This window comes from Pantoea anthophila (assembly GCF_026104315.1).
In the GTDB taxonomy this organism is placed as follows: domain Bacteria; phylum Pseudomonadota; class Gammaproteobacteria; order Enterobacterales; family Enterobacteriaceae; genus Pantoea; species Pantoea anthophila.
Genome location: NZ_CP110473.1, coordinates 2,459,367 through 2,482,912, shown reverse-complemented (window position 1 = coordinate 2,482,912; position 23,546 = coordinate 2,459,367). Strand labels below are relative to the sequence as shown.

Annotated in this window: 24 protein-coding genes; 19 read left to right on the top strand and 5 right to left on the bottom strand. The window is 58.0% G+C overall.

The window, feature by feature from the left end; translation table 11 throughout:
* Nucleotides 1-7: 7 nt before the first annotated feature.
* The 3 genes from OJ965_RS14025 (at nt 8) to murJ (ending at nt 3,227) form a co-directional block, all read left to right on the top strand.
* Complete coding sequence (locus OJ965_RS14025) at nt 8-646, top strand: YceH family protein (protein ID WP_009090893.1); 639 nt, start codon at nt 8-10, stop codon at nt 644-646.
* Between the two features lies 1 nt (nt 647).
* Nucleotides 648-1,568 (top strand): Gfo/Idh/MocA family protein, encoded by a 921-nt coding sequence (locus tag OJ965_RS14020; protein ID WP_265136455.1) that lies wholly within the window; start codon nt 648-650, stop codon nt 1,566-1,568.
* Between the two features lie 120 nt (nt 1,569-1,688).
* The gene (gene murJ, locus OJ965_RS14015) at nt 1,689-3,227 is read left to right on the top strand and encodes a murein biosynthesis integral membrane protein MurJ (protein ID WP_009090890.1); all 1,539 of its coding nucleotides are present in this window, start codon (nt 1,689-1,691) and stop codon (nt 3,225-3,227) included.
* A 64-nt stretch (nt 3,228-3,291) separates the two neighbouring features.
* On the opposite strand, the gene flgN is transcribed toward murJ, so the two are convergent.
* From flgN to flgA, 3 genes are all read right to left on the bottom strand, one after another.
* The gene (gene flgN, locus OJ965_RS14010; RefSeq protein ID WP_265136452.1) at nt 3,292-3,723 is read right to left on the bottom strand and encodes a flagellar export chaperone FlgN; all 432 of its coding nucleotides are present in this window, start codon (nt 3,721-3,723) and stop codon (nt 3,292-3,294) included.
* A 5-nt stretch (nt 3,724-3,728) separates the two neighbouring features.
* On the bottom strand, nt 3,729-4,031 hold the full coding sequence (gene flgM, locus OJ965_RS14005; RefSeq protein WP_009090886.1) for a flagellar biosynthesis anti-sigma factor FlgM: 303 nt from the start codon (nt 4,029-4,031) through the stop codon (nt 3,729-3,731).
* Between the two features lie 104 nt (nt 4,032-4,135).
* Nucleotides 4,136-4,795: a flagellar basal body P-ring formation chaperone FlgA gene (gene flgA / locus OJ965_RS14000; protein ID WP_265136449.1), complete on the bottom strand. Its 660-nt coding sequence runs from the start codon at nt 4,793-4,795 to the stop codon at nt 4,136-4,138.
* Nucleotides 4,796-4,949: 154 nt separating this feature from the next.
* Between flgA and flgB the strand changes: the two genes are divergently transcribed.
* The 11 genes from flgB (at nt 4,950) to flgL (ending at nt 14,917) form a co-directional block, all read left to right on the top strand.
* Nucleotides 4,950-5,363: a flagellar basal body rod protein FlgB gene (gene flgB, locus OJ965_RS13995; RefSeq protein ID WP_009090882.1), complete on the top strand. Its 414-nt coding sequence runs from the start codon at nt 4,950-4,952 to the stop codon at nt 5,361-5,363.
* Between the two features lie 2 nt (nt 5,364-5,365).
* Nucleotides 5,366-5,770 carry a flagellar basal body rod protein FlgC gene (flgC, locus tag OJ965_RS13990; RefSeq protein WP_009090881.1) on the top strand — a complete coding sequence of 135 codons (405 nt, stop codon included), beginning with the start codon at nt 5,366-5,368 and terminating at the stop codon, nt 5,768-5,770.
* 12 nt (nt 5,771-5,782) lie between these two features.
* Nucleotides 5,783-6,454 carry a flagellar hook assembly protein FlgD gene (gene flgD, locus OJ965_RS13985; protein WP_009090880.1) on the top strand — a complete coding sequence of 224 codons (672 nt, stop codon included), beginning with the start codon at nt 5,783-5,785 and terminating at the stop codon, nt 6,452-6,454.
* Between the two features lie 26 nt (nt 6,455-6,480).
* Entirely contained in the window at nt 6,481-7,737 is a 1,257-nt protein-coding gene (gene flgE / locus OJ965_RS13980; protein ID WP_265136446.1) for a flagellar hook protein FlgE, read from the top strand.
* A gap of 20 nt (nt 7,738-7,757) precedes the next feature.
* The gene (locus OJ965_RS13975) at nt 7,758-8,513 is read left to right on the top strand and encodes a flagellar basal body rod protein FlgF (RefSeq protein ID WP_009090878.1); all 756 of its coding nucleotides are present in this window, start codon (nt 7,758-7,760) and stop codon (nt 8,511-8,513) included.
* Between the two features lie 17 nt (nt 8,514-8,530).
* A complete protein-coding gene (gene flgG / locus OJ965_RS13970) occupies nt 8,531-9,313 on the top strand; it encodes a flagellar basal-body rod protein FlgG (RefSeq protein ID WP_009090877.1) in 783 nt (260 codons plus the stop codon).
* Nucleotides 9,314-9,373: 60 nt separating this feature from the next.
* Nucleotides 9,374-10,084, top strand: coding sequence for a flagellar basal body L-ring protein FlgH (locus OJ965_RS13965; RefSeq protein ID WP_033736336.1), 711 nt, complete (start codon nt 9,374-9,376; stop codon nt 10,082-10,084).
* A 9-nt stretch (nt 10,085-10,093) separates the two neighbouring features.
* The gene (locus tag OJ965_RS13960) at nt 10,094-11,203 is read left to right on the top strand and encodes a flagellar basal body P-ring protein FlgI (RefSeq protein WP_009090875.1); all 1,110 of its coding nucleotides are present in this window, start codon (nt 10,094-10,096) and stop codon (nt 11,201-11,203) included.
* Entirely contained in the window at nt 11,203-12,162 is a 960-nt protein-coding gene (gene flgJ, locus OJ965_RS13955) for a flagellar assembly peptidoglycan hydrolase FlgJ (protein ID WP_009090874.1), read from the top strand. Before OJ965_RS13960 ends, flgJ begins: the two co-directional genes overlap by 1 nt.
* 125 nt (nt 12,163-12,287) lie before the next feature.
* Nucleotides 12,288-13,937 (top strand): flagellar hook-associated protein FlgK, encoded by a 1,650-nt coding sequence (gene flgK, locus OJ965_RS13950; RefSeq protein ID WP_154927857.1) that lies wholly within the window; start codon nt 12,288-12,290, stop codon nt 13,935-13,937.
* A 14-nt stretch (nt 13,938-13,951) separates the two neighbouring features.
* Nucleotides 13,952-14,917, top strand: coding sequence for a flagellar hook-associated protein FlgL (flgL, locus tag OJ965_RS13945; protein WP_154927856.1), 966 nt, complete (start codon nt 13,952-13,954; stop codon nt 14,915-14,917).
* Nucleotides 14,918-15,095: 178 nt separating this feature from the next.
* Here flgL and rne read toward each other — a convergent pair whose 3' ends face one another.
* Nucleotides 15,096-18,536 (bottom strand): ribonuclease E, encoded by a 3,441-nt coding sequence (gene rne / locus OJ965_RS13940; RefSeq protein ID WP_265136438.1) that lies wholly within the window; start codon nt 18,534-18,536, stop codon nt 15,096-15,098.
* A 572-nt stretch (nt 18,537-19,108) separates the two neighbouring features.
* Here rne and rluC point away from each other — a divergent pair.
* Complete coding sequence (gene rluC, locus OJ965_RS13935) at nt 19,109-20,065, top strand: 23S rRNA pseudouridine(955/2504/2580) synthase RluC (RefSeq protein ID WP_265136436.1); 957 nt, start codon at nt 19,109-19,111, stop codon at nt 20,063-20,065.
* Between the two features lie 11 nt (nt 20,066-20,076).
* On the opposite strand, the gene OJ965_RS13930 is transcribed toward rluC, so the two are convergent.
* Entirely contained in the window at nt 20,077-20,664 is a 588-nt protein-coding gene (locus OJ965_RS13930; RefSeq protein WP_265136434.1) for a Maf family protein, read from the bottom strand.
* Nucleotides 20,665-20,804: 140 nt separating this feature from the next.
* Here OJ965_RS13930 and yceD point away from each other — a divergent pair, with 140 nt between their 5' ends.
* From yceD to OJ965_RS13910, 4 genes are read left to right on the top strand one after another with little or no spacing between them, the layout of a single operon-like run.
* Complete coding sequence (gene yceD / locus OJ965_RS13925; protein ID WP_009090867.1) at nt 20,805-21,326, top strand: 23S rRNA accumulation protein YceD; 522 nt, start codon at nt 20,805-20,807, stop codon at nt 21,324-21,326.
* Nucleotides 21,327-21,340: 14 nt separating this feature from the next.
* A complete protein-coding gene (gene rpmF / locus OJ965_RS13920) occupies nt 21,341-21,511 on the top strand; it encodes a 50S ribosomal protein L32 (RefSeq protein WP_003849870.1) in 171 nt (56 codons plus the stop codon).
* Between the two features lie 25 nt (nt 21,512-21,536).
* The gene (gene plsX, locus OJ965_RS13915; protein ID WP_009090865.1) at nt 21,537-22,577 is read left to right on the top strand and encodes a phosphate acyltransferase PlsX; all 1,041 of its coding nucleotides are present in this window, start codon (nt 21,537-21,539) and stop codon (nt 22,575-22,577) included.
* Nucleotides 22,578-23,531, top strand: coding sequence for a beta-ketoacyl-ACP synthase III (locus OJ965_RS13910; protein WP_009090864.1), 954 nt, complete (start codon nt 22,578-22,580; stop codon nt 23,529-23,531).
* The last annotated feature ends 15 nt before the right edge of the window (nt 23,532-23,546 follow it).

Sequence of the window (23,546 nt, the reverse complement as noted above, 5' to 3'; positions counted from 1 at the left end):
CGCAAGCATGAAGATGGCTTTATCGGCGCAGGCGCTGCGCGTGCTGGGCTGCCTGCTGGAGAAGCAGGTCACCACGCCGGAACAGTATCCGCTGTCACTGAATGGAGTCGTGGTGGCCTGTAACCAGAAATCAAACCGTGAGCCGGTGATGGAGCTGAGTGAAAGCGCGGTGCAGGATGAACTCGATCAGCTGGTGAAGCGGCATCTGGTTACCGCCAGCAGCGCGTCCGGTCAGCGGGTCGTGAAATATGAGCAGCGTTTCTGTAACTCCGCCTTTGGTACGCTGAAGCTGAACAGCGCCGAAGTTGCCGTGCTGACGTTACTGATGCTGCGCGGTCCGCAGACGCCAGGCGAACTACGCACCCGCAGCGGTCGTCTTCATGAGTTCAGTGACGTCAGCGAAACAGAACAGACGCTGGAAGGCCTGATGCAGCGTGACGACAGCGCCCGGGTGATCCGCCTGGCGCGCGAGCCGGGCAAGCGCGAAAGCCGCTTTATGCATCTGCTGGCCGGGGAGAGCGACACGCCACTGGCCGCCGATGAGCCGGAAGAGCAGGGCGATCTGGCAAGGCGTGTGGCCACCCTGGAACAGCAGGTCGCCCGGCTTCAGGCTCAGCTCACTCAACTGCTGCAGCCGGAGCATTAAGATGACTTTACGTATTGGTGTGGTGGGACTCGGCGGTATCGCACAGAAAGCCTGGCTGCCGGTGTTGTCGGCGGCGACAGACTGGACGCTGGTGGGGGCATTTTCGCCGAATCAGGCCAAAGCCCGGCCACTCTGCGACAGTTACCGTATGGACTGTTTCAGTTCCCTGAATAGGCTGGCCGCGGCCTGCGACGCCGTTTTTGTCCACAGCAGCACCGCCACGCACTATGAGGTGGTGAAGGCGCTGCTGCTGGCCGGAAAAGATGTCTGCGTCGATAAGCCGCTGGCGGAAACCCTGGATCAGGCTGAGGCGCTGGTGGCGCTGGCGGAGAAACAGCAGCGTAAGCTGATGGTCGCCTTTAATCGCCGCTTCGCCCCGCGCTATCAGCAGCTGCGGGCGGAGATGGGACACGTCGCTTCCCTGCGGATTGAAAAGCACCGCAGCGACAGCGTCGGGCCTCAGGATCTTCGCTTTACCCTGCTTGATGACTACCTGCACGTCGTCGACACCGCACTCTGGCTCGGCGGCAAGCCTGTTCAGCATGTTCAGGGGCGCATCGATACCAACGAACAGGGACAGATGCTCTACGCTGAGCACCACTTCTCCCTGGAGGGCCTGTCGATCACCACCAGCATGCACCGGCGCGCAGGCAGTCAGCGTGAGCGGGTCAGTGCGACAGGCGACGGTAAATGTATCGACATCAGTGAGATGCGCGACTGGCAGGAAGAGCGGCACGACGGCGTGCTGATCGCTCCGCCTGCCGCCTGGCAGAGCCACCTGACCCAGCGCGGGTTCAGCGGGGCCGCACGCCATTTTATCGACTGCGTGCAGAATCAGACGACGCCTGAAACCAGCGGTGAACAGGCGCTGATGGCGCAGCGTGTGGTGGAAAACCTCTGGCGTAGTGCCATTCTGGAATAACGCCTTGTAACACTCCGTGCTGGTCATTTCCCTCCGTGGCAGTAGACTGTCGCCGGGCATCTTTCAGGTGCCCGCGCGACTTCTCCTTTTTACTGATTTTTTCAGGATGCGCCGTCAATTATGAATCTTTTGAAATCGCTGGCAGCGGTCAGTTCCATGACCCTGTTTTCCCGCGTTCTGGGCTTTGCCCGTGATGCCATCGTGGCGCGGGTGTTTGGCGCCGGAATGGCGACCGATGCGTTTTTTGTTGCGTTTAAACTGCCGAATCTGCTGAGGCGTATTTTTGCCGAGGGCGCGTTTTCCCAGGCGTTTGTGCCCATTCTCGCAGAATATAAAAGCAAGCAGGGTGAGGAGGCGACACGTCTGTTCCTCTCCTATGTCTCAGGCCTGCTGACACTGGCGCTGGCGCTGGTGACCTTCGCGGGGATGCTCGCTGCGCCCTGGGTGATCATGATTACCGCACCGGGCTTCAGCGACCATGCGGATAAATTTGCCCTGACCAGTTCCCTGCTGCGGGTGACCTTTCCCTACATTATGCTGATCTCGCTGGCGTCGCTGGCGGGTGCGGTGCTGAACACCTGGAACCGCTTCTCGGTGCCAGCTTTTGCGCCGACCCTGCTGAACGTCAGCATGATCAGCTTCGCCCTGTTCGCCGCGCCGCATTTCCATCCGCCGGTGATGGCGCTCGCCTGGGCGGTCGTTGTGGGCGGGGTGCTGCAGCTCGGCTATCAGCTGCCACACCTGAAGAAGCTGGGAATGCTGGTGCTGCCACGCATCAATCTGCGTGACGCAGGCGTCTGGCGCGTAATGCGTCAGATGGGGCCGGCGATCCTGGGCGTTTCGGTCAGTCAGATCTCGCTGATCATCAATACCATCTTCGCCTCGTTCCTGGTGTCGGGTTCCGTCTCCTGGATGTACTACGCCGATCGCCTGATGGAGTTCCCCTCCGGCGTACTGGGCGTGGCGCTGGGTACCATTCTGCTGCCGTCGCTGGCCAAAAGTTTTTCCAGCGGCAATCACGATGAGTATTCCCGGCTGATGGACTGGGGACTGCGCCTCTGCTTCCTGCTGGCGCTGCCCTGCGCTGTGGCGCTGGGGATGCTCTCCGGCCCGCTCACCGTGGCGCTGTTCCAGTACGGCAAATTCACGGCCTTCGATGCGCTGATGACGCAGCGTGCGCTGATCGCCTACTCTGTAGGCCTGATGGGCCTGATTGTGGTCAAGGTGCTGGCACCCGGCTTCTATTCACGGCAGGACATCAAAACCCCGGTTAAAATCGCGATTATCACGCTGATCATGACGCAGGTGATGAACCTGGCCTTCATCGGCCCGCTGAAACATGCCGGTCTCTCTCTGTCGATTGGGCTGGCGGCCTGTCTGAATGCCTCGCTGCTCTACTGGCAGCTGCGCAAGAAGCAGATCTTTATGCCTCAGCCGGGCTGGAGCAGCTTTCTGGTGCGTCTGCTGATCGCCGTGGCGGTGATGGCCGGGGCGCTGTTTGCCATGCTGCAATGGATGCCCGCCTGGGAGCAGGGCTCGATGCTGTGGCGACTGCTGCGTCTGGCGCTGGTCTGTGCAGTGGGCGGGGGAAGTTACTTTCTGGCGCTGGCGCTGCTGGGATTCCGGCTGCGCGACTATGCGCGCCGTACCGCTGCCTGACGCGGTTCCTCTTCTGCCATAAAAAAATCCCGCATCAGCGGGATTTTTTTTGCTACTTTTCTGCTCAGGCTTTACGGCTTAACGTGGCCTGGCCTTTACCCATCCCATCCGGTCCATAAAACGCCTGGGTCTGATGCGGCTTCAGCACCTCCAGGGCATCCTGGGTGTAGCGAATCTGATGCTGCAGCAGCATGCCGTTATGCACATTGGCATCCTGCAGACGACGGCTATGCTGCTGGATGGCGTCCCAGCGGCGTGCCATGTCGTTCTGACCACGATAAGGTGCCGACACGGACTGACTCTTTTCAGCGGTGCGTCGCATCTCATCCAGATAGTTCAGCGTGCTGAGCAGCGCGCTTTTATCTTCAGTGATGCGCTGCAGCAGGTTGCTGTTAATGTTGCCGCTTGCCAGCTGCTGCTGCTCTTCTTCCAGCACCGCAGAAAGCGATGCCAGCACGTCCTGCATCTTATCTAATGTGGTCTGCAAATTACTCATGGTAACTAATTACCCTCTAAATACGCCTTAGTATCGGCAATCAGCGCATCGGCGATTTTGCCGGTATCCATCTTCAGTTCGCCATTACGAATGGCGGTTTTCAGTTGTTCAACGCGCTCGACGTTGATGTCTTTGCTGCTCGGCTGCATCAGCTGAGACTGCGCGCTGCTCAGATTGACCTGAGCGGCCGCCGCCGGCGCTGCCGCCGGGCTGGCACTCTGACGCACTTTGCTGCTGCCTGGCTCGCTGGTGTCGCGGCTCTGTACGGTGCTGGCGGGTTTCAGAGGTTGCGTTCTGTCAATGCTCATATTCGGGCTCCTGTACGGTCAGGGGAAGTCTGCCACCTGAATCATAATAGCGTTATCGCTTTGTTGATTCTTCTATCGGCAGCACGATGGGCTTCTTTAACACTTTACAGCGTTATAAGAATATTCCCATCCTCGCGCACCTTACCGCTGACAATCTGACCATTCCCCATCCTGACGCGAACCCACTGTGAACGGGTGGCGTTGTTCAGCGCCTTGCCCTCACCACTGGCGTCAAAGCCGTCGCCGCTGGCTATCACCATCACACTCTGACCTGCCTTAACGCGCCACGGCTGACGCAGCATGGCGGGGTTGATCGGCTGTCCCGGTGGGATGTCACGCAGGACGACCGCATCGGCCACCGAGTCGCTGTTCAGCAGGGCGCGTGCGGGCAGGGTATCCAGACGCCCCGTCTGCAGCGTGAAGTCGCTTTCGCTGACGCTGCTGCCCCGGCTCAGCAGCCGGTTCGCCACCAGATAGGTCCCGGTCACCTGGACCTGGACCTGAAGATAACGGCGGTTTTCACCGCAGTTAGCCGCCACGCTCATGTTGCCCCATAACCGGCTGTTGCCGGGCAGGGTGAACTGAGGCGCCTCACAGGTGGGCCACTGCGCCTGCGGCGTGCGAATCACCACCGTCATGCCCTGAGCTTGCTGGGCGTCACGAGCTTTAAAAAACTGGTTCAGTTGTGCATTGAGATCTCCCGCAGAAGCCGGCAGGGCGATCGCGACCAGCAGGCTGGTCAGCAGGGTCAGATATCGACGCATGGTGCAATTCCTCACTGATGATGGCAACGAGTGTAACCGTTAAGAAAAATCCTCAATTGTCAAAATAGCGGTCATTTGAGGCCTTATTCAGACGATGACCCCTTGCTTTTTCAAATTAAGCTGCCAGCTCGAAATTCTCATTCGCGGAGGAAACATGCTCGACAAACTGGATGCGGCGCTGAAATTTGGTACGGAGGCCCTCAACCTGCGTGCTCAACGTCAGGAGATCCTGGCGTCAAATATTGCCAACGCCGATACCCCTGGTTATCAGGCCCGGGATATCGACTTTGCCAGCGAGCTGAGTCGGGTGATGTCCAATGGCCGTGCGGAAGGCAGCAGCATGGCGTTGAAGGTCACTTCAGCTCGCCACATTGAAGCACAGACAAACGGCGTACCCTCGATGGACATGCTTTATCGCATTCCCGATCAGCCTTCTGCCGACGGCAACACCGTAGATATGGACCGTGAGCGTACGCAGTTCGCGGATAACAGCCTGAAATATCAAACCGACCTCACCCTCATCAGCAGCCAGATCAAAGGCATGATGAGCGTGTTACAAGGGCAATAATTATGGCCTTGCTGAATATTTTTGACATTGCCGGTTCAGCGATGACCGCGCAATCACAGCGATTAAACGTCAGTGCCAGTAACCTGGCGAACGCCGACAGCGTCACCGGTCCCGATGGTAAGCCTTACGTGGCAAAGCAGGTGGTCTTCCAGACCGATGCGGCGCCGGGCTCAGCAACCGGCGGGGTGAAAGTCGCCCGGGTTGTCGAGGATCCGACGCCAGCGAAACTGGTTTACGACCCGGGCAACCCGATGGCCGATGCCAAAGGCTACGTGAAGATGCCGAACGTGGATGTGGTCTCCGAAAGCGTCAACACCATGTCGGCGTCACGCAGCTACCAGGCCAACGTGGAAGTGCTGAACACCGTGAAGTCGATGATGATGAAAACCCTGACGATTGGGCAATAACGGAGAAAAACCATGGCTATCGCGGTAGGCGTTAATGAAAAACTGGATCCGTCGGTTCTCAGCTCCTCCAGCACCGGCACCGGCAACAATGCGCAGGATCTGCAGAATCAGTTCCTGACCATGCTGGTTACCCAGTTACAGAACCAGGATCCCACCAATCCGATGGATAACAGCCAGCTCACCACGCAGCTGGCACAGATCAATACCCTGAGCGGGATTGAAAAACTGAACACCACGCTGGGATCGATCTCCGGCCAGATCAGCACCAGCCAGTCGCTGCAGAGCTCCACGCTGATTGGGCATGGCGTGATGGTCAACGGCAGCCAGATTCTGGTCGGCAACGGCACCACAACGCCTTTTGGTGTTGAGCTCGGCTCCGCCTCGACCGGCGCCACTGCCACCATTAAGGATGCCAGTGGCGCGGTGATCGACACCGTCGATCTGGGCGCGCTGAGCGCTGGCGTGCACACCTTCTCGTGGGACGGCAAGCTGACGGATGGTTCAGTAGCCCCGGATGGTAAATACAGCGTTGCGATTGCTGCAAGCAATGGCAACACACAACTGGTGGCACAACCGCTGAACTACGCCTACGTCAATGGGGTGAGTACCGCGAACGACACCACCAAACTGGATCTCGGCACCATGGGCTCCGCCACCCTTGACGACGTACGTCAGATTCTCTGATTAACCTGTAGACAGGAGACACACACATGTCATTTTCCCAAGCGGTCAGCGGCCTTGGCGCTGCCTCTAGTAACCTTGATGTCATCGGTAACAACATCGCCAACTCCGCCACCGCGGGCTTTAAATCCAGCACCATCGCGTTTGCCGATATGTTTGCCGGTTCTAACGTCGGCCTCGGCACGAAAGTGGCGGCCGTGATCCAGAACTTCAACGACGGTGCGACTACCACCACCAGCCGTGGCCTGGATGTGGCGCTGAGCGGTAACGGTTTCTTCCGCATGACCGACAACAGCGGCGGCGTGTTCTACTCACGTAATGGTCAGTTCACCCTTGATGCCAACCGTAACCTTGTTAACACCCAGGGCCTGAACGTGACCGGCTATCCGGCCAGCGGTTCACCGGCCACCATCCAGTCGGGTGCAAACCCGGTGGCGATCCGTATTCCGACCGAGCAGATGCCAGCCCGCGCCACCACCACGGCCGGACTGATTGCCAACCTGAACTCAACGGACACCACGCCACCTGTGACCACCTTCTCGACGGCGAACGCAGACAGCTACAACAAGAAAACCACGGCAACCGTGTTCGACTCGCAGGGTAATGACCATGCGCTCGACATGTACTTCGTGAAAGACACCACCAGCAACAGCTGGACCGTTCATACCATCGACGGTAACACCGGCAGCTCGGCGGGCGACTTCCGCATGACGTTTGATACCAGCGGTAAGCTGACAGGCGTCTCTAAGCTGGATGCAAACGGTGCGGTAGTGAGCACCACCAACGACGGTACCGTTGGCCTGACGCTGAACGTGGGCGGCGCCAACGGCGCGGTCGCGAACCAGCCGATCACCCTGAGCATGCTGGGCAGTCTGCAGCAGAACACCGGCGCCACCACTTTTGGCAGCCCGACACAGGATGGTTATGCACCTGGCGATCTGACCAGCTACGCCATCAATGATGACGGCACCATCACCGGCACCTACTCCAACAAGAAAACCCAGCTGCTGGGTCAGATTGTGCTGGCGAGCTTCTCTAACCCGGAAGGTCTGCAGTCACAGGGCGACAACGTCTGGTCTGCGTCAGGCGCATCCGGTCAGGCAGCAATCGGTCTGGCCAACACCGGAACCTTTGGTTCTCTGACGGCGGGTGCCCTGGAGTCCTCAAACGTCGATATGAGTAAAGAGCTGGTGAACATGATCGTGGCGCAGCGTAACTATCAGGCGAACGCGCAGACCATCAAAACTCAGGACCAGATTCTCAACACGCTGGTTAACTTACGTTAATTCGCTAACAGGATTGCCATATGGATCACGCGATATATACCGCGATGGGCGCGGCCAGCCAGACGCTGGATCAGCAGGCGGTCACCGCCAGCAACCTCGCCAACGCCTCAACACCAGGCTTTCGTGCGCAGCTCAATGCGCTGCGCGCGGTGCCGGTGAATGGCTGGTCACTGCCAACCCGTACGCTGGTCGCCGCCTCCACACCCGGCGCCGACATGAGCCAGGGCGCGATGGATTACACCGAGCGTCCACTCGATGTGGCGGTGCAGCAGGATGGCTGGCTGGCGGTGCGTACCGCTGACGGCAGCGAAGCTTATACCCGCAACGGCAATATGCAGATCAGCCCGAACGGCACGCTGACGGTTCAGGGCAATCCTGTGATGGGCGACGGCGGTCCGATTGTGATCCCGCAGGGCACCGAAATCACCATTGCGGCTGACGGCTCCATTACCGGCCTGAATGCCGGTGACTCGCCTAACGCCACGGTTCAGTTGGGTAAGCTGAAGCTGGTCAGGGCCACCGGCCAGGAGCTGCAGCGCAGTGATGACGGGATGTTCCGTCCCACGGCTGCGACACAGGCAACCCGCGGTGCGGCGCTGCAGGCTGACGCCACCATGCAGGTGATGCCTGGCGTGCTGGAAGGCAGCAACGTCAAACCGGTGGAAACCATGGTCGATATGATCGCCAACGCCCGACGTTTTGAGATGCAGATGAAAGTCATCACTAACGTCGACGAAAATGAACAAAAAGCCAATCAGCTCCTGAACATGAGCTAAGGCGCGAGGATAACAACATGATTCGTTCTTTATGGATCGCTAAGACCGGTCTTGATGCGCAGCAGATGAACATGGACGTCATTGCCAACAACCTGGCTAACGTCAGCACCAATGGCTTTAAGCGTTCGCGTGCCGTGTTCGAAGATCTGATGTACCAGACCATGCGTCAGCCGGGCACGCAGTCGTCCGAACAGACGACGCTGCCCTCCGGTCTGCAGATCGGCACCGGTGTCCGTCCGGTCACCACCGAGCGTCTGCACACCCAGGGCAACCTGTCACAGACCAGCAATTCAAAAGATATCGCCATTAACGGCCAGGGCTATTTTCAGATTCAGATGCCGGATGGCACCTCTGCTTATACCCGTGACGGCGCGTTTCAGGTGGATCAGAACGGCCAGCTGGTGACCAACTCCGGTTTCCCGGTGCAGCCAGGCATTACCATTCCGGCTAACGCCACCAGCATCACGGTTTCGCGTGACGGTGTGGTGAGCGTGACGCAGCAGGGCCAGGCCCAGGCTGCGCAGGTGGGTCAGTTAACCCTGAGCACCTTCATGAACGATGCCGGTCTCGATAGCGTGGGTGAAAACCTCTACAAGGAAACTCAGGCATCGGGCGCACCAACTGACAGCACCCCAGGCCAGAACGGCGCGGGTCTGCTCTATCAGGGCTATACCGAAACCTCAAACGTTAACGTGGCGGAAGAGCTGGTCACCATGATTCAGACGCAGCGCGCTTACGAAATCAACAGCAAGGCGATCAGTACCTCTGATCAGATGCTGGCGAAATTAACGCAGATTTAATCCCGAACAGGGCCAGCCCGTGCTGGCCTGAATGACAGACATTAATAAGGTCGTGACGCCGTGGCGAAGCAACAGATTCTCAAGCCTGGACATTGGTTAGTCGCCTCGCTGCTGCTAACTCTTAACGGTTGTGCCCTGGTCCCCCGGACCCCGCTGGTCGAAGGCGCAACCACAGCACAGCCGATGCCGTCCGCGCCACCGGTGGTAAACGGCTCCATTTTCCAGGGCGTCGCGCCGCTTAACTACGGCTATCAGCCGCTGTTTGAAGACCGCCGTCCACGCAACATTGGCGATACCCTGACCATCACGCTGCAGGAAAACGTCAGTGCCAGCAAAAGCTCTTCCGCCAATGCCAGCCGCGATGGCAGCAACAGCTTTGGCCTGAACGCCGTGCCGACCGGTCTGGCGGGCCTGGTGGGTGCCGGTGGCGAAAAAGCCAATATCAGCGCGGAAGGCAAAAATGATTTCGCCGGGAAAGGGGGCGCATCTGCCAACAACACCTTTACCGGCACCATTACCGTCACGGTGGATCAGGTGTTGTCGAACGGCAACCTGCACGTGGTCGGTGAAAAACAGATCGCCATTAATCAGGGCACGGAGTTCATTCGCTTCTCAGGTGTAGTCAACCCACGCACCATCAGCGCCAGCAACGCCGTGTTATCTACCGCTGTCGCCGATGCACGTATTGAGTACGTCGGAAATGGCTATATCAATGAGGCGCAGACCATGGGTTGGTTACAGCGCTTCTTCCTGAACATCTCGCCGATGTAAGAGGTTTCAATGAAAAAGTTAACGCTGTTGCGCGCCGGGCTGGCGCTGCTGCTGGGCGTCAGCCTGCTGGCAAAAGCCGATTTGATTCGTGACTTAACCACCATCCAGGGGGTTCGCGAGAACCAGTTACTGGGCTATGGCCTGGTTGTGGGTCTCGATGGTACCGGTGACCAGACGACCCAGACGCCGTTTACCACTCAGACCGTCAGCAACATGCTGTCACAGCTGGGGATTACCGTGCCCGCAGGCACCAACATGCAGCTGAAAAACGTGGCGGCGGTTATGGTTACCGCAAAACTGCCCGCGTTTGCCCGTCAGGGACAGAACCTGGATGTGGTGGTCTCTTCGCTGGGTAACGCCAAAAGCCTGCGCGGCGGCACGCTGTTAATGACGCCGCTGAAAGGGGTCGATAACCAGGTCTATGCCCTGGCGCAGGGAAATATCCTCGTCGGCGGTGCAGGCGCATCGGCAGGCGGCAGCAGTGTTCAGGTTAACCAGCTTAACGGCGGCCGGATTACCGGCGGGGCCACGGTAGAGCGTGAACTGCAGAGCAACTTTGGTTCGCAGAACACCATTAACCTGCAGCTGAACAACGAAGACTTCTCCATGGCGCAGCGGATTGCTGATGCCATTAACGCGCGTGGGGGATATGGCTCGGCTCAGCCGCTGGATGCGCGTACCGTGCAGATCCGCGTCTCGCCAAACAATGGCGCGCAGGTGCGTCTGCTGGCCGATATCCAGAACATTAACGTCTCGATTCCGGTCGAAGATGCCAAAGTGATCATCAACTCCCGTACCGGCTCGGTGGTGATGAACCGCGAAGTGACGCTGAATCAGTGTGCGGTGGCGCAGGGCAACCTCTCTGTGACGGTCAACCAGCAGCAGAACGTCAGCCAGCCTGATACCCCGCTGGCCGGTGGTCAGACGGTGGCGACAACGCAGACCCAGATCGATCTGCGTCAGAGCGGCGGTGCGCTGCAACGCGTCAACGCCAGTGCCAACCTGAACAACGTGGTGCGTGCGCTGAATGCGCTGGGCGCGTCACCTATCGAGCTGATGTCGATTCTGCAGTCAATGCAGAGTGCCGGCTGTCTGCGTGCCAAACTGGAAATTATCTGATGGCTGATATGCAATCTGTGATGAGTGCGGCTTACGACAGCCGCTCCCTGAATGAACTGAAACACCAGGCCAGCAACGACCCGAAAGGGCATGCGTTGCAGGTGGCGCGTCAGGTCGAAGGGATGTTTGTACAGATGATGCTGAAGAGTATGCGCGAGGCGTTGCCGCAGGACGGCATTATGAGCAACGAACAGACCAAACTCTTCACCTCTATGTATGACCAGCAGATTGCGCAGGAGATGGGGAAACGCGGGCTTGGCCTGGCGGAAACCATCGTCAAACAGATGCAGCCCGCTGTCGCGCCGGATGAGAAAGCCGGAACGGTGCCGATGAAGCTGGATAACAGCTTCATCCTCAGCACCAGCGGGGCGACGCCGATGCCGGCGCAGCAGCTGGAGCAGATGGTGCGTAAAGCTATGCCGCGTCTGCCTGCCGCTTCGCCAACCGGCCTGCCCAGCGACAGCCGCGAGTTTATCGCGCAGCTGACGCAGCCCGCGCAGGCGGCCAGTCAGCAGAGTGGTATCCCTCATCACCTGATTCTGGCGCAGGCGGCGCTGGAGTCGGGCTGGGGCCAGCGTCAGATCCTGACCCGCGACGGTAAGCCGAGTTACAACGTCTTCGGCATCAAAGCGAGTGGCGACTGGAAGGGTGACACCACCGACATCATGACCACCGAATATGAGCAGGGCGAAGCGAAAAAAGTCCGGGCCAGCTTCCGGGTCTATAACTCCTATTTCGAGGCGCTGACCGACTACGTCCGGCTCCTGACGAAAAACCCACGCTATGCGGCGGTTACTACCGCATCCAGTGCAGAGCAGGGCGCGCAGGCGCTGCAGGCGGCGGGCTATGCCACCGATCCTAAATATGCGCAGAAGCTGGTGGGAATGATTCAGCAATTCAAAAGCATGGGCGACAAAGTCGTTAAAGCGTACAGCCAGGATATTGGCGACCTGTTCTGATCATTGCGCCTCAAGTTTCACTTAAGCAAGCCGATAACATCACCATAAGCCAGATGCGTTTTCGCCCGCTGGCGTTCATTCAGATCTCTGCCAGCCCGGTTGACGGGGGAACGTAAGGAACCGAGATGTCCAGCATAATTAACTCCGCGATGAGCGGATTGAGTGCCGCACAGGCCGCCCTGAGCACCACCAGTAATAACATCACGAACTACACCGTGGCGGGCTACTCCCGTCAGACAACGGTGCTGGCGCAGGCAAACAGTACCCTGCAGGGCAACAGCTATTACGGCAACGGCGTAAAAATCTCCGGTGTACAGCGCGAGTATGATGCTTTCATCGCAACGCAGTTGCGCGGTGCCAGTGCCAGCTACAGTGCTGTCGATCTCCAGCATAGCCAGATCTCTAACATTGACGATCTGCTGTCGACCTCGACCACCAGTCTCTCCACCTCCCTGCAGGGCTTCTTTACTAACCTGCAGAACGTGGTCAGCAACGCCAACGATCCCTCGGCGCGTCAGTCGATGCTCAGTAACGCTCAGGGGCTGGTCAGCCAGTTTCAGACCACGGCGCAGTATCTGAACAACATGCAGAACAGCGTCAATGCCGATGTCGCCTCCAGCGTGAAACAGATCAACACCTACAGCTCGCAGATTGCCGACCTCAACCAGCAGATTGCCAAACTGACAAACGGCAACGGTGCCGAACCTAACGATCTGCTGGATAAACGCGATCAGCTGGTTAACGAGCTGAATAACGTGGTTGGCGTCACGGTTTCGCAGCAGGATGGCAATTACACCGTATCCATGGCCAACGGCCTGACGCTGGTCAACGGCTACAAATCCAGCGATCTGGTGGCGATGAACTCCAGCAGCGATCCGACACGCACCACCATCGGCTATGTCGACAAACAGGCGGGCAACGTCGAGATCCCGGAAAAGCTGATCACCACCGGATCGCTGGGCGGTTTGCTGGCGTTCCGCTCTCAGGATCTCGATCTGGCACAGAATCAGCTCGGACAGCTGGCGGCGGCCTTTACCACCAGCTTTAACGACGTACACAAGCAGGGCTTTGACAGCAACGGCGACCAGGGTGTCGATTTCTTTAACATCGGCACTCCGCTGGTAGTCAGCAACAGCAAAAACAGCACCGCTGCGTCCGTCACCGCTGAATGGACCGACACCAGCGCGCTGAAAGCCTCTAACTACACCGTAAGCTATGACGGCAGCAAATGGACTGCCACCCGTGCTTCAGACAGCACGGCGGTCACCATTGCGCAGGGAACCGACGCCAGTGGCAACACGACGCTGAGCTTTGATGGTCTGAAACTGACCGTCGCGGCCACCCCGGCACCTGCCGCAAAAGACAGTTTCCTGGTGAAGCCGGTTCAGAACGTGATTAACGACATGTCCGTAGCGATTACCAGTGAATCCCAGGTAGCTGCGGCGAGCGCCGTGGGCGGCGAAAGTGATAACCGTAATGCGCAGAAGCTGCTGAACCTGCAGGATGTGAAGCTGGTGGGCGGAAATGCCACGCTGTCGCAGGCTTATGCGAGCATCGTCAGCACCGTGGGTAACAAAACCAGCTCGCTGGAAACCACCAGCACTACCCAGAAAAGCGTGGTCAGTCAGCTGACCGATCGCCAGCAGTCGGTCTCGGGTGTCAACCTCGATGAGGAGTACGCCAATCTGACCAGATACCAGCAATATTACATGGCCAATGCGCAGGTGCTGCAGACGGCCAGCACCGTGTTTAACGCATTGATCAATATTCGCTAAGGGCAGGAGATAACATGCGAATCAGTACAAATATGATTTTTGACCAGCAGGTGCGCGGCATTACCGACTCGCAGGCCTCCTGGCTGAAAGTGGGTGAACAGCTCTCCAGCGGCCGTCGTGTGACTAATCCGTCGGACGATCCGATTGCCGCGTCACGCGCGGTGGTGCTGTCACAGACCCAGCAGCAGGGGAGTCAGTATGCGCTGGCGCGTACCTTTGCTGAGCAGGGGCTCTCCCTGGAAGAGAATGCGCTGAAAGGCGTGACCAGCAGCATCCAGAGCGCACAGACGCTGATCGTCAACGGTTCAACCGGTACGCTGAGCGACGATGACCGTGGCTCGATCGCCACCCAGCTGGAAGGGATCCGTGCTCAGTTATTGAACCAGGCAAACAGCCAGGATGCCAACGGACGTTACATCTTTGCCGGTTATAAAACCGACAGCGCGCCTTTTGTTGATGGTGCCGGAACCGGCGTCAGCTATGCGGGCGGCACAGAAGCCATCACTCAGAAGGTGGACTCCAGCCGTACCATGACCGTGGCGCACACCGGTGATGATGTCTTTATGTCTATCACCAGCAACGCAACCAAAGAGCCGGATGGCAGCGCCAGCGAAACCAACCTGTTTAAAATGCTGGATAGCGCGATTGCCGCCCTGAAAGTGCCGCAGGATGATGCTGACGCCGCAACCAAAAAGACCTTCCAGGACGCCATGGATAAAACCAACCGCGGCCTGGGCAACGCGCTGAATAATGTTTTAACCGTGCGTTCTGAGATTGGTACCCAGCTGTCTGAAATCGATACGCTGAATGCGCAGGGTGATGACCGCGACGTTATCTATAACTCCCAGATGAGTGACCTGGTGAACGTGGACTACACCGAGGCCGTTTCCAGCTACACCATGCAGCAGACGGCACTACAGGCTTCCTATAAGACCTTTACCGACATGTCGAAGATGTCACTGTTCAAGCTGAACTCGTAATCTGACCTGAAAATTTGAGCGTACTTTAACCGGATACGCTTAGTTTTTCCCACTCTCCCCTCAGGAAGGTGGGATTTTTTTTGCCTGTGATTCAGCGACTGGCAGAGCAGGGGGACAGAATGGCAGCCATAAAAAAACCCCGGCTAAGGCCGGGGTTCAGATGACAACTGCTGAGAGATTACGGCTTGGTTGCCGGGGCTGTTGCCTGATGCGTGGCGCTGTGACCGCCTGCTGAACCGCGACCGTCGAACTGATACGGTGAGCGTACCCAGTCACTGTGCGGAGCCGGTTCTGACTGCCAGGCTGGCGCCGGGGCTTTAGTCATTGGCGCAGAGGCGAAGTGCTTCCAGCGCGTTCCGTCATTGGCTACCGCATCAGCAGCAGGCGCGGCTGCTGCCGGCTCGGCTGCGGTCACGGGAGCTGCAGGCGCAACATCGCGCGCGGCAACCGGTGCGTGAGGTTCCTGAACCGGCGCGGTGTCAGCATCGGCTGCGACCGGAGCCTTCAGAACCTCTTCAACCTCGGCGGCAATCGCTTCGCTGACATCAACGGCAGCGTGCTCAGCAACGTCAGCTGGCTGTGCGGCATCCGCAGAGTTTGCAACCGGGGTTTCGGTGACCGGTTCAGCAGGAACGGCTTCAGCCGCGACCACTTCTGCTTTTGCTTCGTCTGCAGCAGGAACCACAGAAGGCTGCTGATCAACCGGTGCTTCAATAGCACGGGTGTCGTCAGTGTTCACCACCGGCACGGGTGTTTCTGCCAGTGGCTCGGCCTGCTGTACTGCGGCGTCAGCCTGCTGAACTGGCGCATCAGCTTGCGGCGCAGCCTGCTCTGCAGAGACGTCTGCCTGTACTGCGGATTCAGCCGCAGCCGCAGCCGCGACCGGCAGCGCAGTGGCTTCTGCGCTCTCTTCAGGGCTGTACGCCGGTGTCTCATGCGTCACATTCTGAACCTGCTCTTCGCTGGCCTGGCTTACCGGGTAGCGAACCCAGACTTTACCGGACGCCATCTCAGGCGAGGCTGCTGCCGCAGCCAGAGGCATTGCTGACTGCGTCGGATAACGCTCATCACGGTAACGACGACGACGTTGTCCGCTGACGCGCAGATGACGCGGTGAACGACGTGAGCGACGCGGCATATTCGCACCGTCGCGGTTCTCGTTGTCATCCTGATCGTCAGTCTGAGGGCTCTGCAGTTCGGGCTGCGGCTGAGCAACGTCGGCCGGCTGAGGCTGACGCACTTCGGCAGGCTGCGCATTGTCGCTGGCATCCGCTGCCACAGGCTGACGGTTGTCGTCAACGCGGACCTTCTGGTTCAGCTGGCGCGGCTTACGACGCGGCATAACCTGAACGCGTTCCTCTTCCTGTGCGTCAGTCGCTTCCGACGCATCTGCCACGGCTGACTGCTCAGCGGCTTTGGCGGCTTCTTCACCCGCGCGCTTCTCTTCCTGACGACGACGCTGACGTTCAGCACGCTGTTCACGGCGCTGCTGCTGCTGCTCTTCACGCTGCTGACGCGCTTCTTCGCTCAGTGCCGGACGCTCTTCGCGAGCCTCGCCAGACTGAGACTGACGCTTGTTGCGGCGATTATCGTTGCCATCACGCGGCTCGCGGCTTTCGCGTGGCTCACGGCTCTCACGCGGTTCACGTGGCTCGCGACTTTCACGCGGTTCACGGCCTTCGCGTGACTGTGCATTGTCACCGTTACGCGGCGTGCGTTCACGACGATTGTTGTTGCGACGGTTGTTATTGTTGCGACGCTCGCCGCCACGGGAGGAACTCTGCTCCTGCTCACTTTCTGCGGCTTTCTGCGGTTCAGCAACGGCAGCGGCCTCAGGCTTAGCAGCAGGGGCTTCTTCGCCCGCGAACATTTTTTTCAGGCCACCCAGCAGGCGTCCGAAGAAACCGGTGCTGACGGTCGCTGACGGTGCCACCGCCGGCGCGCCTTTTGCTGCGGGTTTGCTTTCGGTGCGCTTCGCTTCAGGGGCGACTTCAACCGGGGCCGGCGGCGCATCAGGCATCACAAAGGCGGCCAGAGCTGGCTGCTCAGGACGACGACGCTCAGAGTGCTCCTCATCCGACGGCATTGCCATCTCAGCTTCATGCAGCTTCGGCAGGTGATAACTCAGGGTCTGCGTCTCTTCACCTTTACGCACGCGCAGCACGGAGTAGTGTGGGGTCTGCATCTTGTCATCAGGAACGATGATCGCCCGCACACCACCCTGGCGTTTTTCAATCGCGTTGACCGCTTCACGTTTTTCGTTCAGCAGGTAAGAGGCCACCTGAACCGGAACAATCGCGTGCACTTCTTTGGTGTTGTCTTTCAGCGCTTCTTCTTCAATCAGACGCAGAATCGACAGGGCCAGCGACTCGTTATCACGAATGGTGCCGGTGCCGCTACAGCGCGGGCAGACGTGGTGGCTGGACTCACCCAGTGACGGGCTCAGACGCTGACGTGACATCTCCAGCAGGCCGAAACGTGAAATGTGGCTGATCTGAATACGGGCACGATCCTGACGGACCGCTTCACGCAGCCGATTCTCGACGGCGCGCTGATGGCGAACCGGAGTCATATCGATGTAATCGATAACGATCAGCCCGCCCAGGTCGCGCAGACGCAGCTGACGGGCAATCTCATCGGCCGCTTCCAGGTTGGTGTTAAACGCCGTCTCTTCGATGTCACCGCCGCGTGTCGCACGGGCTGAGTTGATATCGATAGCGGTCAGTGCTTCCGTGCTGTCGATGACGATGGAGCCACCGGACGGCAGGCGAACCTCGCGCTGGAACGCGGATTCGATTTGCGATTCGATCTGATAGTGGCTGAACAGCGGAATTTCACCGGTGTAGAGCTTGATTTTGCTGCTGAAGTCCGGACGACCCAGCGCAGCGATGTGCTGACGCGCCAGCTCCAGAACTTTCGGGTTATCGATAAGAATTTCACCGATGTCCTGACGCAGATAGTCGCGGAAGGCACGCACAATCACGTTACTTTCCTGATGGATCAGGAAGGGCGCCGGACGGCTCTCTGCGGCTTTTTTGATCGCATCCCAGTGCTTAAGACGGAAACTTAAATCCCACTGCAGCGATTCGGCAGATTTGCCGACGCCTGCGGTACGGACGATCAGGCCCATACCTTCCGGCAGTTCCAGCGCAGACAGGGCTTCTTTCAGCTCGGTACGGTCGTCACCTTCAATGCGGCGGGAGATACCGCCTGCACGCGGGTTGTTCGGCATCAGCACCAGATAACTGCCCGCCAGCGAGATAAAGGTGGTCAGCGCCGCGCCTTTGTTGCCGCGCTCTTCTTTATCGATCTGAACAATAACTTCCTGACCTTCACGCAGCACATCTTTAATGTTGGGACGGCCATGCGCGTTGTAGCTGGAGGGGAAGTATTCGCGGGAAATTTCTTTTAACGGGAGGAAACCGTGACGCTCTGCGCCGTAGTCGACAAACGCAGCTTCAAGGCTGGGTTCAATGCGAGTGATTTTACCTTTGTAGATGTTGGCTTTTTTCTGTTCGTGTCCGGGGCTTTCGATATCCAGGTCGTACAGACGCTGACCGTCAACCAGGGCAACGCGCAACTCTTCCTGCTGAGTTGCGTTTATTAACATTCTTTTCATCGTGACTTACTCGTTATTCTTTCATGAGTGATTACAGCTGCGGGCATAGTTACCCTGGACGAGTATCAACCGATGGCCCCGTGACTTAGTGCAATGTCGTCAACCTCACGGCTGTCGACCGCGCGAGGGGCGCAAATAACGTCGGTGGCCTGTTTTTCATAAGGGAAAACAGCACCAGATAGTGGAAATGCCTGAGACAATTAAAAAACCCGTGCATCCCATACTGTTGTCCAGGCCGCAACCCGCAGCCCGCTAAGTGCCTGATTTCGCATTACGTCTTACGCCATTGCTGCGTGTCTGCTCAATCCGGCAAAATGACAATTTCGCTCTTTTTCTGCCCTGAAATGCTTCAGGTAAGAAACTCAAGCATTATTCCACTGCTAACCTTCATATAGCAAGGCGACTTTAGCCAGCTTGTGAAGTTTCTTTACATTTAACTTATTAATGTGTCGGACAAAGCAGCGGTTTGCTGAAAAAGTCAGCAGGGAGGCGACCTGCCGCCACATCAACCCCAGAGTTAAGCACAGAAAAAGGGGTGGCGCTATCAGGGGACACTATTTAGAATCGCCGCCATGAAAACAGAGAATCCGGGCGTACAATTTGTCGCCATCACGGCTGAAAATGCCGGACAACGCATTGATAACTTTTTGCGCACCCAGCTCAAGGGTGTGCCAAAAAGCATGGTTTATCGCATCGTTCGCAAAGGCGAGGTGCGGGTGAATAAAAAGCGCGTCAAGCCTGAATATAAGCTGGAGGAGGGCGATGAGGTTCGCATTCCACCGGTGCGGGTCGCCGAACGCAATGACGAGGCCGTGTCACCGAAGCTGGCAAAAGTGGCCTCGCTGGCTGACGCCATTCTGTATGAAGATGAGGCGCTGCTGGTGATGAACAAGCCTTCCGGCACCGCCGTTCACGGAGGCAGCGGGTTGACCTTCGGCGTCATCGAAGGCCTGCGCGCACTGCGTCCCGAAGCACGCTTCCTGGAACTGGTGCATCGCCTGGACCGTGACACCTCCGGTATTCTGCTGGTGGCGAAAAAGCGATCGGCGCTGCGCTCCCTGCATGAGCAACTGCGCGAAAAGGGGATGCAGAAGGATTATCTGGCGCTGGTGCGCGGCAACTGGCCGTCACATCTGAAAGTGGTACAGGCTCCGCTGCTGAAAAACATCCTGCAGAGCGGCGAACGCGTGGTGCGCGTCAGCAGCGAAGGCAAACCCTCTGAAACCCGCTTTAAAGTGGAAGAGCGGTTTGAGTTTGCCACGCTGGTGAAGGCCAGCCCGGTAACCGGTCGCACGCACCAGATTCGTGTGCATACGCTGCACGCCGGTCATCCTATCGCGTTTGACGATCGCTATGGCGAACGTGACTTTGACAGTCAGCTGGCGGCAACCGGCTTAAATCGCCTCTTCCTGCACGCGGCGGCCCTGACCTTTACCCATCCGGGCACGGGCGACGTGATGCGGGTGGAAGCGCCGCTGGACGAAGGCCTGAAGCAGTGTCTGCTCAGGTTACGTCAGCGTAAAGGGTGAGTGCTCCGACATCACGCGGTTAAAGGATTGATGCCGGCCTGCTGCAGCATTGCATTGAGCGCAATCAGCGGCAGGCCGACCAGCGTGTTGGGGTCGCGCCCCTCCAGTCGATCAAACAGACAAATTCCCAGCCCCTCACTTTTAAAGCTGCCCGCACACTGAAGCGGCTGCTCTTTCTCAACATAGCCGGTAATCTCTGCCTCGGTTAAGGTGCGGAAATGCACCACAAAAGGTTCACACGCCTGCAGCAGTGTGCCACTGGCGGGATGACAGAGTGCCAGGCCGGTATAAAACGTTATCGCTTTGCCGCTGGCGGCACGCAGTTGCGCCCGCGCCTTCTCTGCGGTGTGAGGCTTTCCGGTAATCACGCCATCCAGTAAACAGACCTGGTCAGAGCCGATAATCCAGTGACTGGGGTAGGTTTCTGCCAGTGCCTGCGCTTTGGCTTTGGCAAGTCGCGTCACCAGCGCCTGCGCCGATTCACCCGGCAGCGGCGACTCATCTACTTCTGGCGCAGCCGTAATAAAAGGCAGCCCCAGCTTGCGCAGCAGCGCCTGTCGGAAGGGGGAGGTCGAAGCTAAAAGAATCGATGGCGTCATTTTTTTTCAATAGTAATAGCGAATTGGTGACAGTCATTTTAAACTGTGCGCCGCACTGGATGCGAATAGTGGTTGAAAGATGCTGTTTAACGGCCTTTTTCTTTGACTCTATGACATTACAAAGTTAATATGCGCGCCCTATGCAAAAGGTAAAATTACCCCTAACGCTGGACCCTGTCCGCACCGCTCAGAAGCGCCTTGATTATCAGGGTGTCTACACATCTGCACAGGTGGAGCGTGTGGCCGAGTCGGTCGTTAGTGTGGACAGTGATGTGGATTGTGCCATGTCGTTCGCGGTTGATAGCCAACGTCTGGCGGTACTGACGGGTACTGCTGAAGTTCAGGTGACGTTGCGTTGTCAGCGCTGCAACCAGACCTTTCCCCATCACGTAAAAGTCAGTTTTTGTTTCAGTCCCGTCTCTTCTGAAGAGCAGGCCGAAGCATTGCCGGAAGCGTACGAGCCGGTCGATGTCAACGAATTTGGTGAGATCGATCTGCTGGCGGTTGTTGAGGATGAACTGATCCTCGCGCTGCCGGTCGTTCCGGTGCACGATTCTGAACACTGTGAAGTGTCCGAGGCGGACATGGTCTTTGGCAAACTGCCTGCAGAGGCGGAGAAACCAAATCCATTTGCCGTATTAGCCAGTTTAAAGCGTAAGTAATAGGAGTAAGGTCCATGGCCGTACAACAGAATAAACCCACCCGTTCTAAGCGTGGTATGCGTCGTTCGCACGATGCGCTGACCACTGCTGCTCTGTCAGTAGATAAAGTTTCTGGCGAAACTCATCTGCGTCACCACATCACTGCGGACGGTTACTACCGCGGTCGCAAGGTTATCGTTAAGTAAGTTTCTTGCTTAGCAAGGCGATACCTTGACACGTTTGACCCTGGCGATTGATGCCATGGGCGGGGACTTCGGTCCCTGCGTGACAGTGCCTGCAGCATTGCAGGCACTGGCCTCTCATTCGGAACTATTCCTTCTTCTTGTCGGACATCCCGACACTCTCATGCCATTGCTTGCCAAAGCGGATTCCTCCCTGATGGGGCGTTTGCAGGTTATCCCTGCCGAATCGGTTATTGCAAGTGATGCGCGGCCCGCTCAGGCCATCCGGAACAGTCGCGGCAGCTCAATGCGTGTGGCGCTGGAGATGGTGAAAGAGGGACGTGCCCAGGCCTGTATCAGCGCCGGTAATACCGGGGCTTTGATGGGGCTGTCGACACTCTTATTAAAACCGCTGGACGGCATTAAGCGTCCGGCGCTGATGTCCGTTTTGCCGCATCAGCAGCAGGGTAAAACGGTGGTACTCGATCTGGGCGCGAATGTGGACTCAGACAGTGCGATGCTGGTGCAGTTTGCCGTGATGGGTTCCGTGATGGCCGAGTATGTACTGGGGATTTCTCAGCCCCGTGTTGCACTGCTCAACATCGGTCATGAAGAGACCAAAGGGCTGGAAACGATCCGTGACGCCGCGGTTATGCTGCGAGAATCACCGCACATCAACTATATTGGTTACCTCGAAGGTAATGAGCTGCTGACCGGTAAAACCGATGTCATGGTCTGTGACGGTTTTGTCGGGAACGTCACGCTGAAGACGATGGAAGGCGTGGTAAGAATGTTTCTTTCTCTGCTGAAGTCCTCAGGGGAAGGCAAAAAACGGTCATGGTGGCTTCAGTTGCTGGGGCGCTGGGTTCAGAAACGTCTGGCAAAGCGCTTCGGGCATCTCAACCCCGACCAGTACAATGGCGCTTGTCTGTTAGGATTGCGCGGAACAGTGATCAAGAGTCACGGCGCAGCAAATCAACACGCCTTCGCCGTGGCGATAGAACAGGCAGAGCAGGCGGTGAGGCAGCAAATTCCCGAACGAATTGCTGCGCGCCTTGATGCTGTATTAGCCAGGAGTGACAAAGCCTAGATGTATACCAAAATTATCGGTACGGGCAGTTATCTGCCCAGCCAGGTTCGCACCAATGCCGATCTGGAAAAAATGGTGGAGACGTCGGACGAGTGGATTGTTACCCGTACCGGCATCCGTGAGCGTCGCATTGCTGCACCTGACGAAACCGTCGCCACCATGGGATTCAGCGCCGCTCAGCGCGCGCTGGAAATGGCCGGCATTGAGGCGAACGACGTTGGGCTGATCATTGTCGCCACAACCTCTTCCAGCCATGCCTTCCCGAGCTCCGCCTGCATGATCCAGCAAATGCTGGAGATTAAAGACTGCGCGGCGTTTGACCTTGCGGCCGCCTGCGCCGGTTTCACCTATGCACTGAGCGTGGCCGATCAATACATCAAAAATGGCGCCGTAAAACATGCGCTGGTGATTGGTGCTGATGTGCTGGCGCGTGCGCTGGATCCGGAAGATCGCGGCACCATCATCCTGTTCGGTGATGGCGCGGGTGCGGTTGTGCTGGGCCAGAGCGAAGAGCAGGGGATCATCTCTACCCATCTGCACGCCGACGGTCGCTATTCGCAGCTGCTGACCCTGCCTTATCAGGATCGCGCGCATCAGGATCAGCCTGCCTATGTCACCATGGCGGGCAACGAAGTCTTTAAAGTCGCCGTAACCGAGCTGGCCCACATCGTTGACGAAACGCTGCAGGCCAATAATCTCGATCGTGAAATGCTGGATTGGCTGGTGCCGCATCAGGCTAACCTGCGCATCATCAGCGCCACCGCGAAAAAACTCGGCATGACTATGGATAAAGTGGTCGTCACACTGGATCGCCACGGCAACACCTCTGCCGCCTCGGTGCCAAGCGCACTGGACGAAGCGGTTCGTGATGGCCGCATCAAACCCGGACACCTTATTCTGCTGGAAGCCTTTGGTGGTGGATTCACCTGGGGTTCTGCGCTGGTTCGCTTTTGATTGACAGGAACGAAA

Excerpts from the sequence above, each read along its gene's own strand:
- rpmF (WP_003849870.1), top strand. The coding sequence starts at position 21,341 with ATGGCCGTACAACAGAATAAACCCACCCGTTCTAAGCGTGGTATGCGT.
- flgM (WP_009090886.1), bottom strand. The coding sequence starts at position 4,031 with ATGAGCATTGACAGAACGCAACCTCTGAAACCCGCCAGCACCGTACAG.
- OJ965_RS13960 (WP_009090875.1), top strand. The coding sequence starts at position 10,094 with ATGAAAAAGTTAACGCTGTTGCGCGCCGGGCTGGCGCTGCTGCTGGGC.
- OJ965_RS14020 (WP_265136455.1), top strand. The coding sequence starts at position 648 with ATGACTTTACGTATTGGTGTGGTGGGACTCGGCGGTATCGCACAGAAA.
- OJ965_RS13910 (WP_009090864.1), top strand. The coding sequence starts at position 22,578 with ATGTATACCAAAATTATCGGTACGGGCAGTTATCTGCCCAGCCAGGTT.
- flgJ (WP_009090874.1), top strand. The coding sequence starts at position 11,203 with ATGGCTGATATGCAATCTGTGATGAGTGCGGCTTACGACAGCCGCTCC.
- flgK (WP_154927857.1), top strand. The coding sequence starts at position 12,288 with ATGTCCAGCATAATTAACTCCGCGATGAGCGGATTGAGTGCCGCACAG.
- rne (WP_265136438.1), bottom strand. The coding sequence starts at position 18,536 with ATGAAAAGAATGTTAATAAACGCAACTCAGCAGGAAGAGTTGCGCGTT.
- flgG (WP_009090877.1), top strand. The coding sequence starts at position 8,531 with ATGATTCGTTCTTTATGGATCGCTAAGACCGGTCTTGATGCGCAGCAG.
- murJ (WP_009090890.1), top strand. The coding sequence starts at position 1,689 with ATGAATCTTTTGAAATCGCTGGCAGCGGTCAGTTCCATGACCCTGTTT.
- flgD (WP_009090880.1), top strand. The coding sequence starts at position 5,783 with ATGGCTATCGCGGTAGGCGTTAATGAAAAACTGGATCCGTCGGTTCTC.
- OJ965_RS14025 (WP_009090893.1), top strand. The coding sequence starts at position 8 with ATGAAGATGGCTTTATCGGCGCAGGCGCTGCGCGTGCTGGGCTGCCTG.
- OJ965_RS13975 (WP_009090878.1), top strand. The coding sequence starts at position 7,758 with ATGGATCACGCGATATATACCGCGATGGGCGCGGCCAGCCAGACGCTG.
- flgE (WP_265136446.1), top strand. The coding sequence starts at position 6,481 with ATGTCATTTTCCCAAGCGGTCAGCGGCCTTGGCGCTGCCTCTAGTAAC.
- rluC (WP_265136436.1), top strand. The coding sequence starts at position 19,109 with ATGAAAACAGAGAATCCGGGCGTACAATTTGTCGCCATCACGGCTGAA.
- flgL (WP_154927856.1), top strand. The coding sequence starts at position 13,952 with ATGCGAATCAGTACAAATATGATTTTTGACCAGCAGGTGCGCGGCATT.
- yceD (WP_009090867.1), top strand. The coding sequence starts at position 20,805 with ATGCAAAAGGTAAAATTACCCCTAACGCTGGACCCTGTCCGCACCGCT.
- flgC (WP_009090881.1), top strand. The coding sequence starts at position 5,366 with ATGGCCTTGCTGAATATTTTTGACATTGCCGGTTCAGCGATGACCGCG.
- flgN (WP_265136452.1), bottom strand. The coding sequence starts at position 3,723 with ATGAGTAATTTGCAGACCACATTAGATAAGATGCAGGACGTGCTGGCA.
- flgA (WP_265136449.1), bottom strand. The coding sequence starts at position 4,795 with ATGCGTCGATATCTGACCCTGCTGACCAGCCTGCTGGTCGCGATCGCC.
- flgB (WP_009090882.1), top strand. The coding sequence starts at position 4,950 with ATGCTCGACAAACTGGATGCGGCGCTGAAATTTGGTACGGAGGCCCTC.
- OJ965_RS13930 (WP_265136434.1), bottom strand. The coding sequence starts at position 20,664 with ATGACGCCATCGATTCTTTTAGCTTCGACCTCCCCCTTCCGACAGGCG.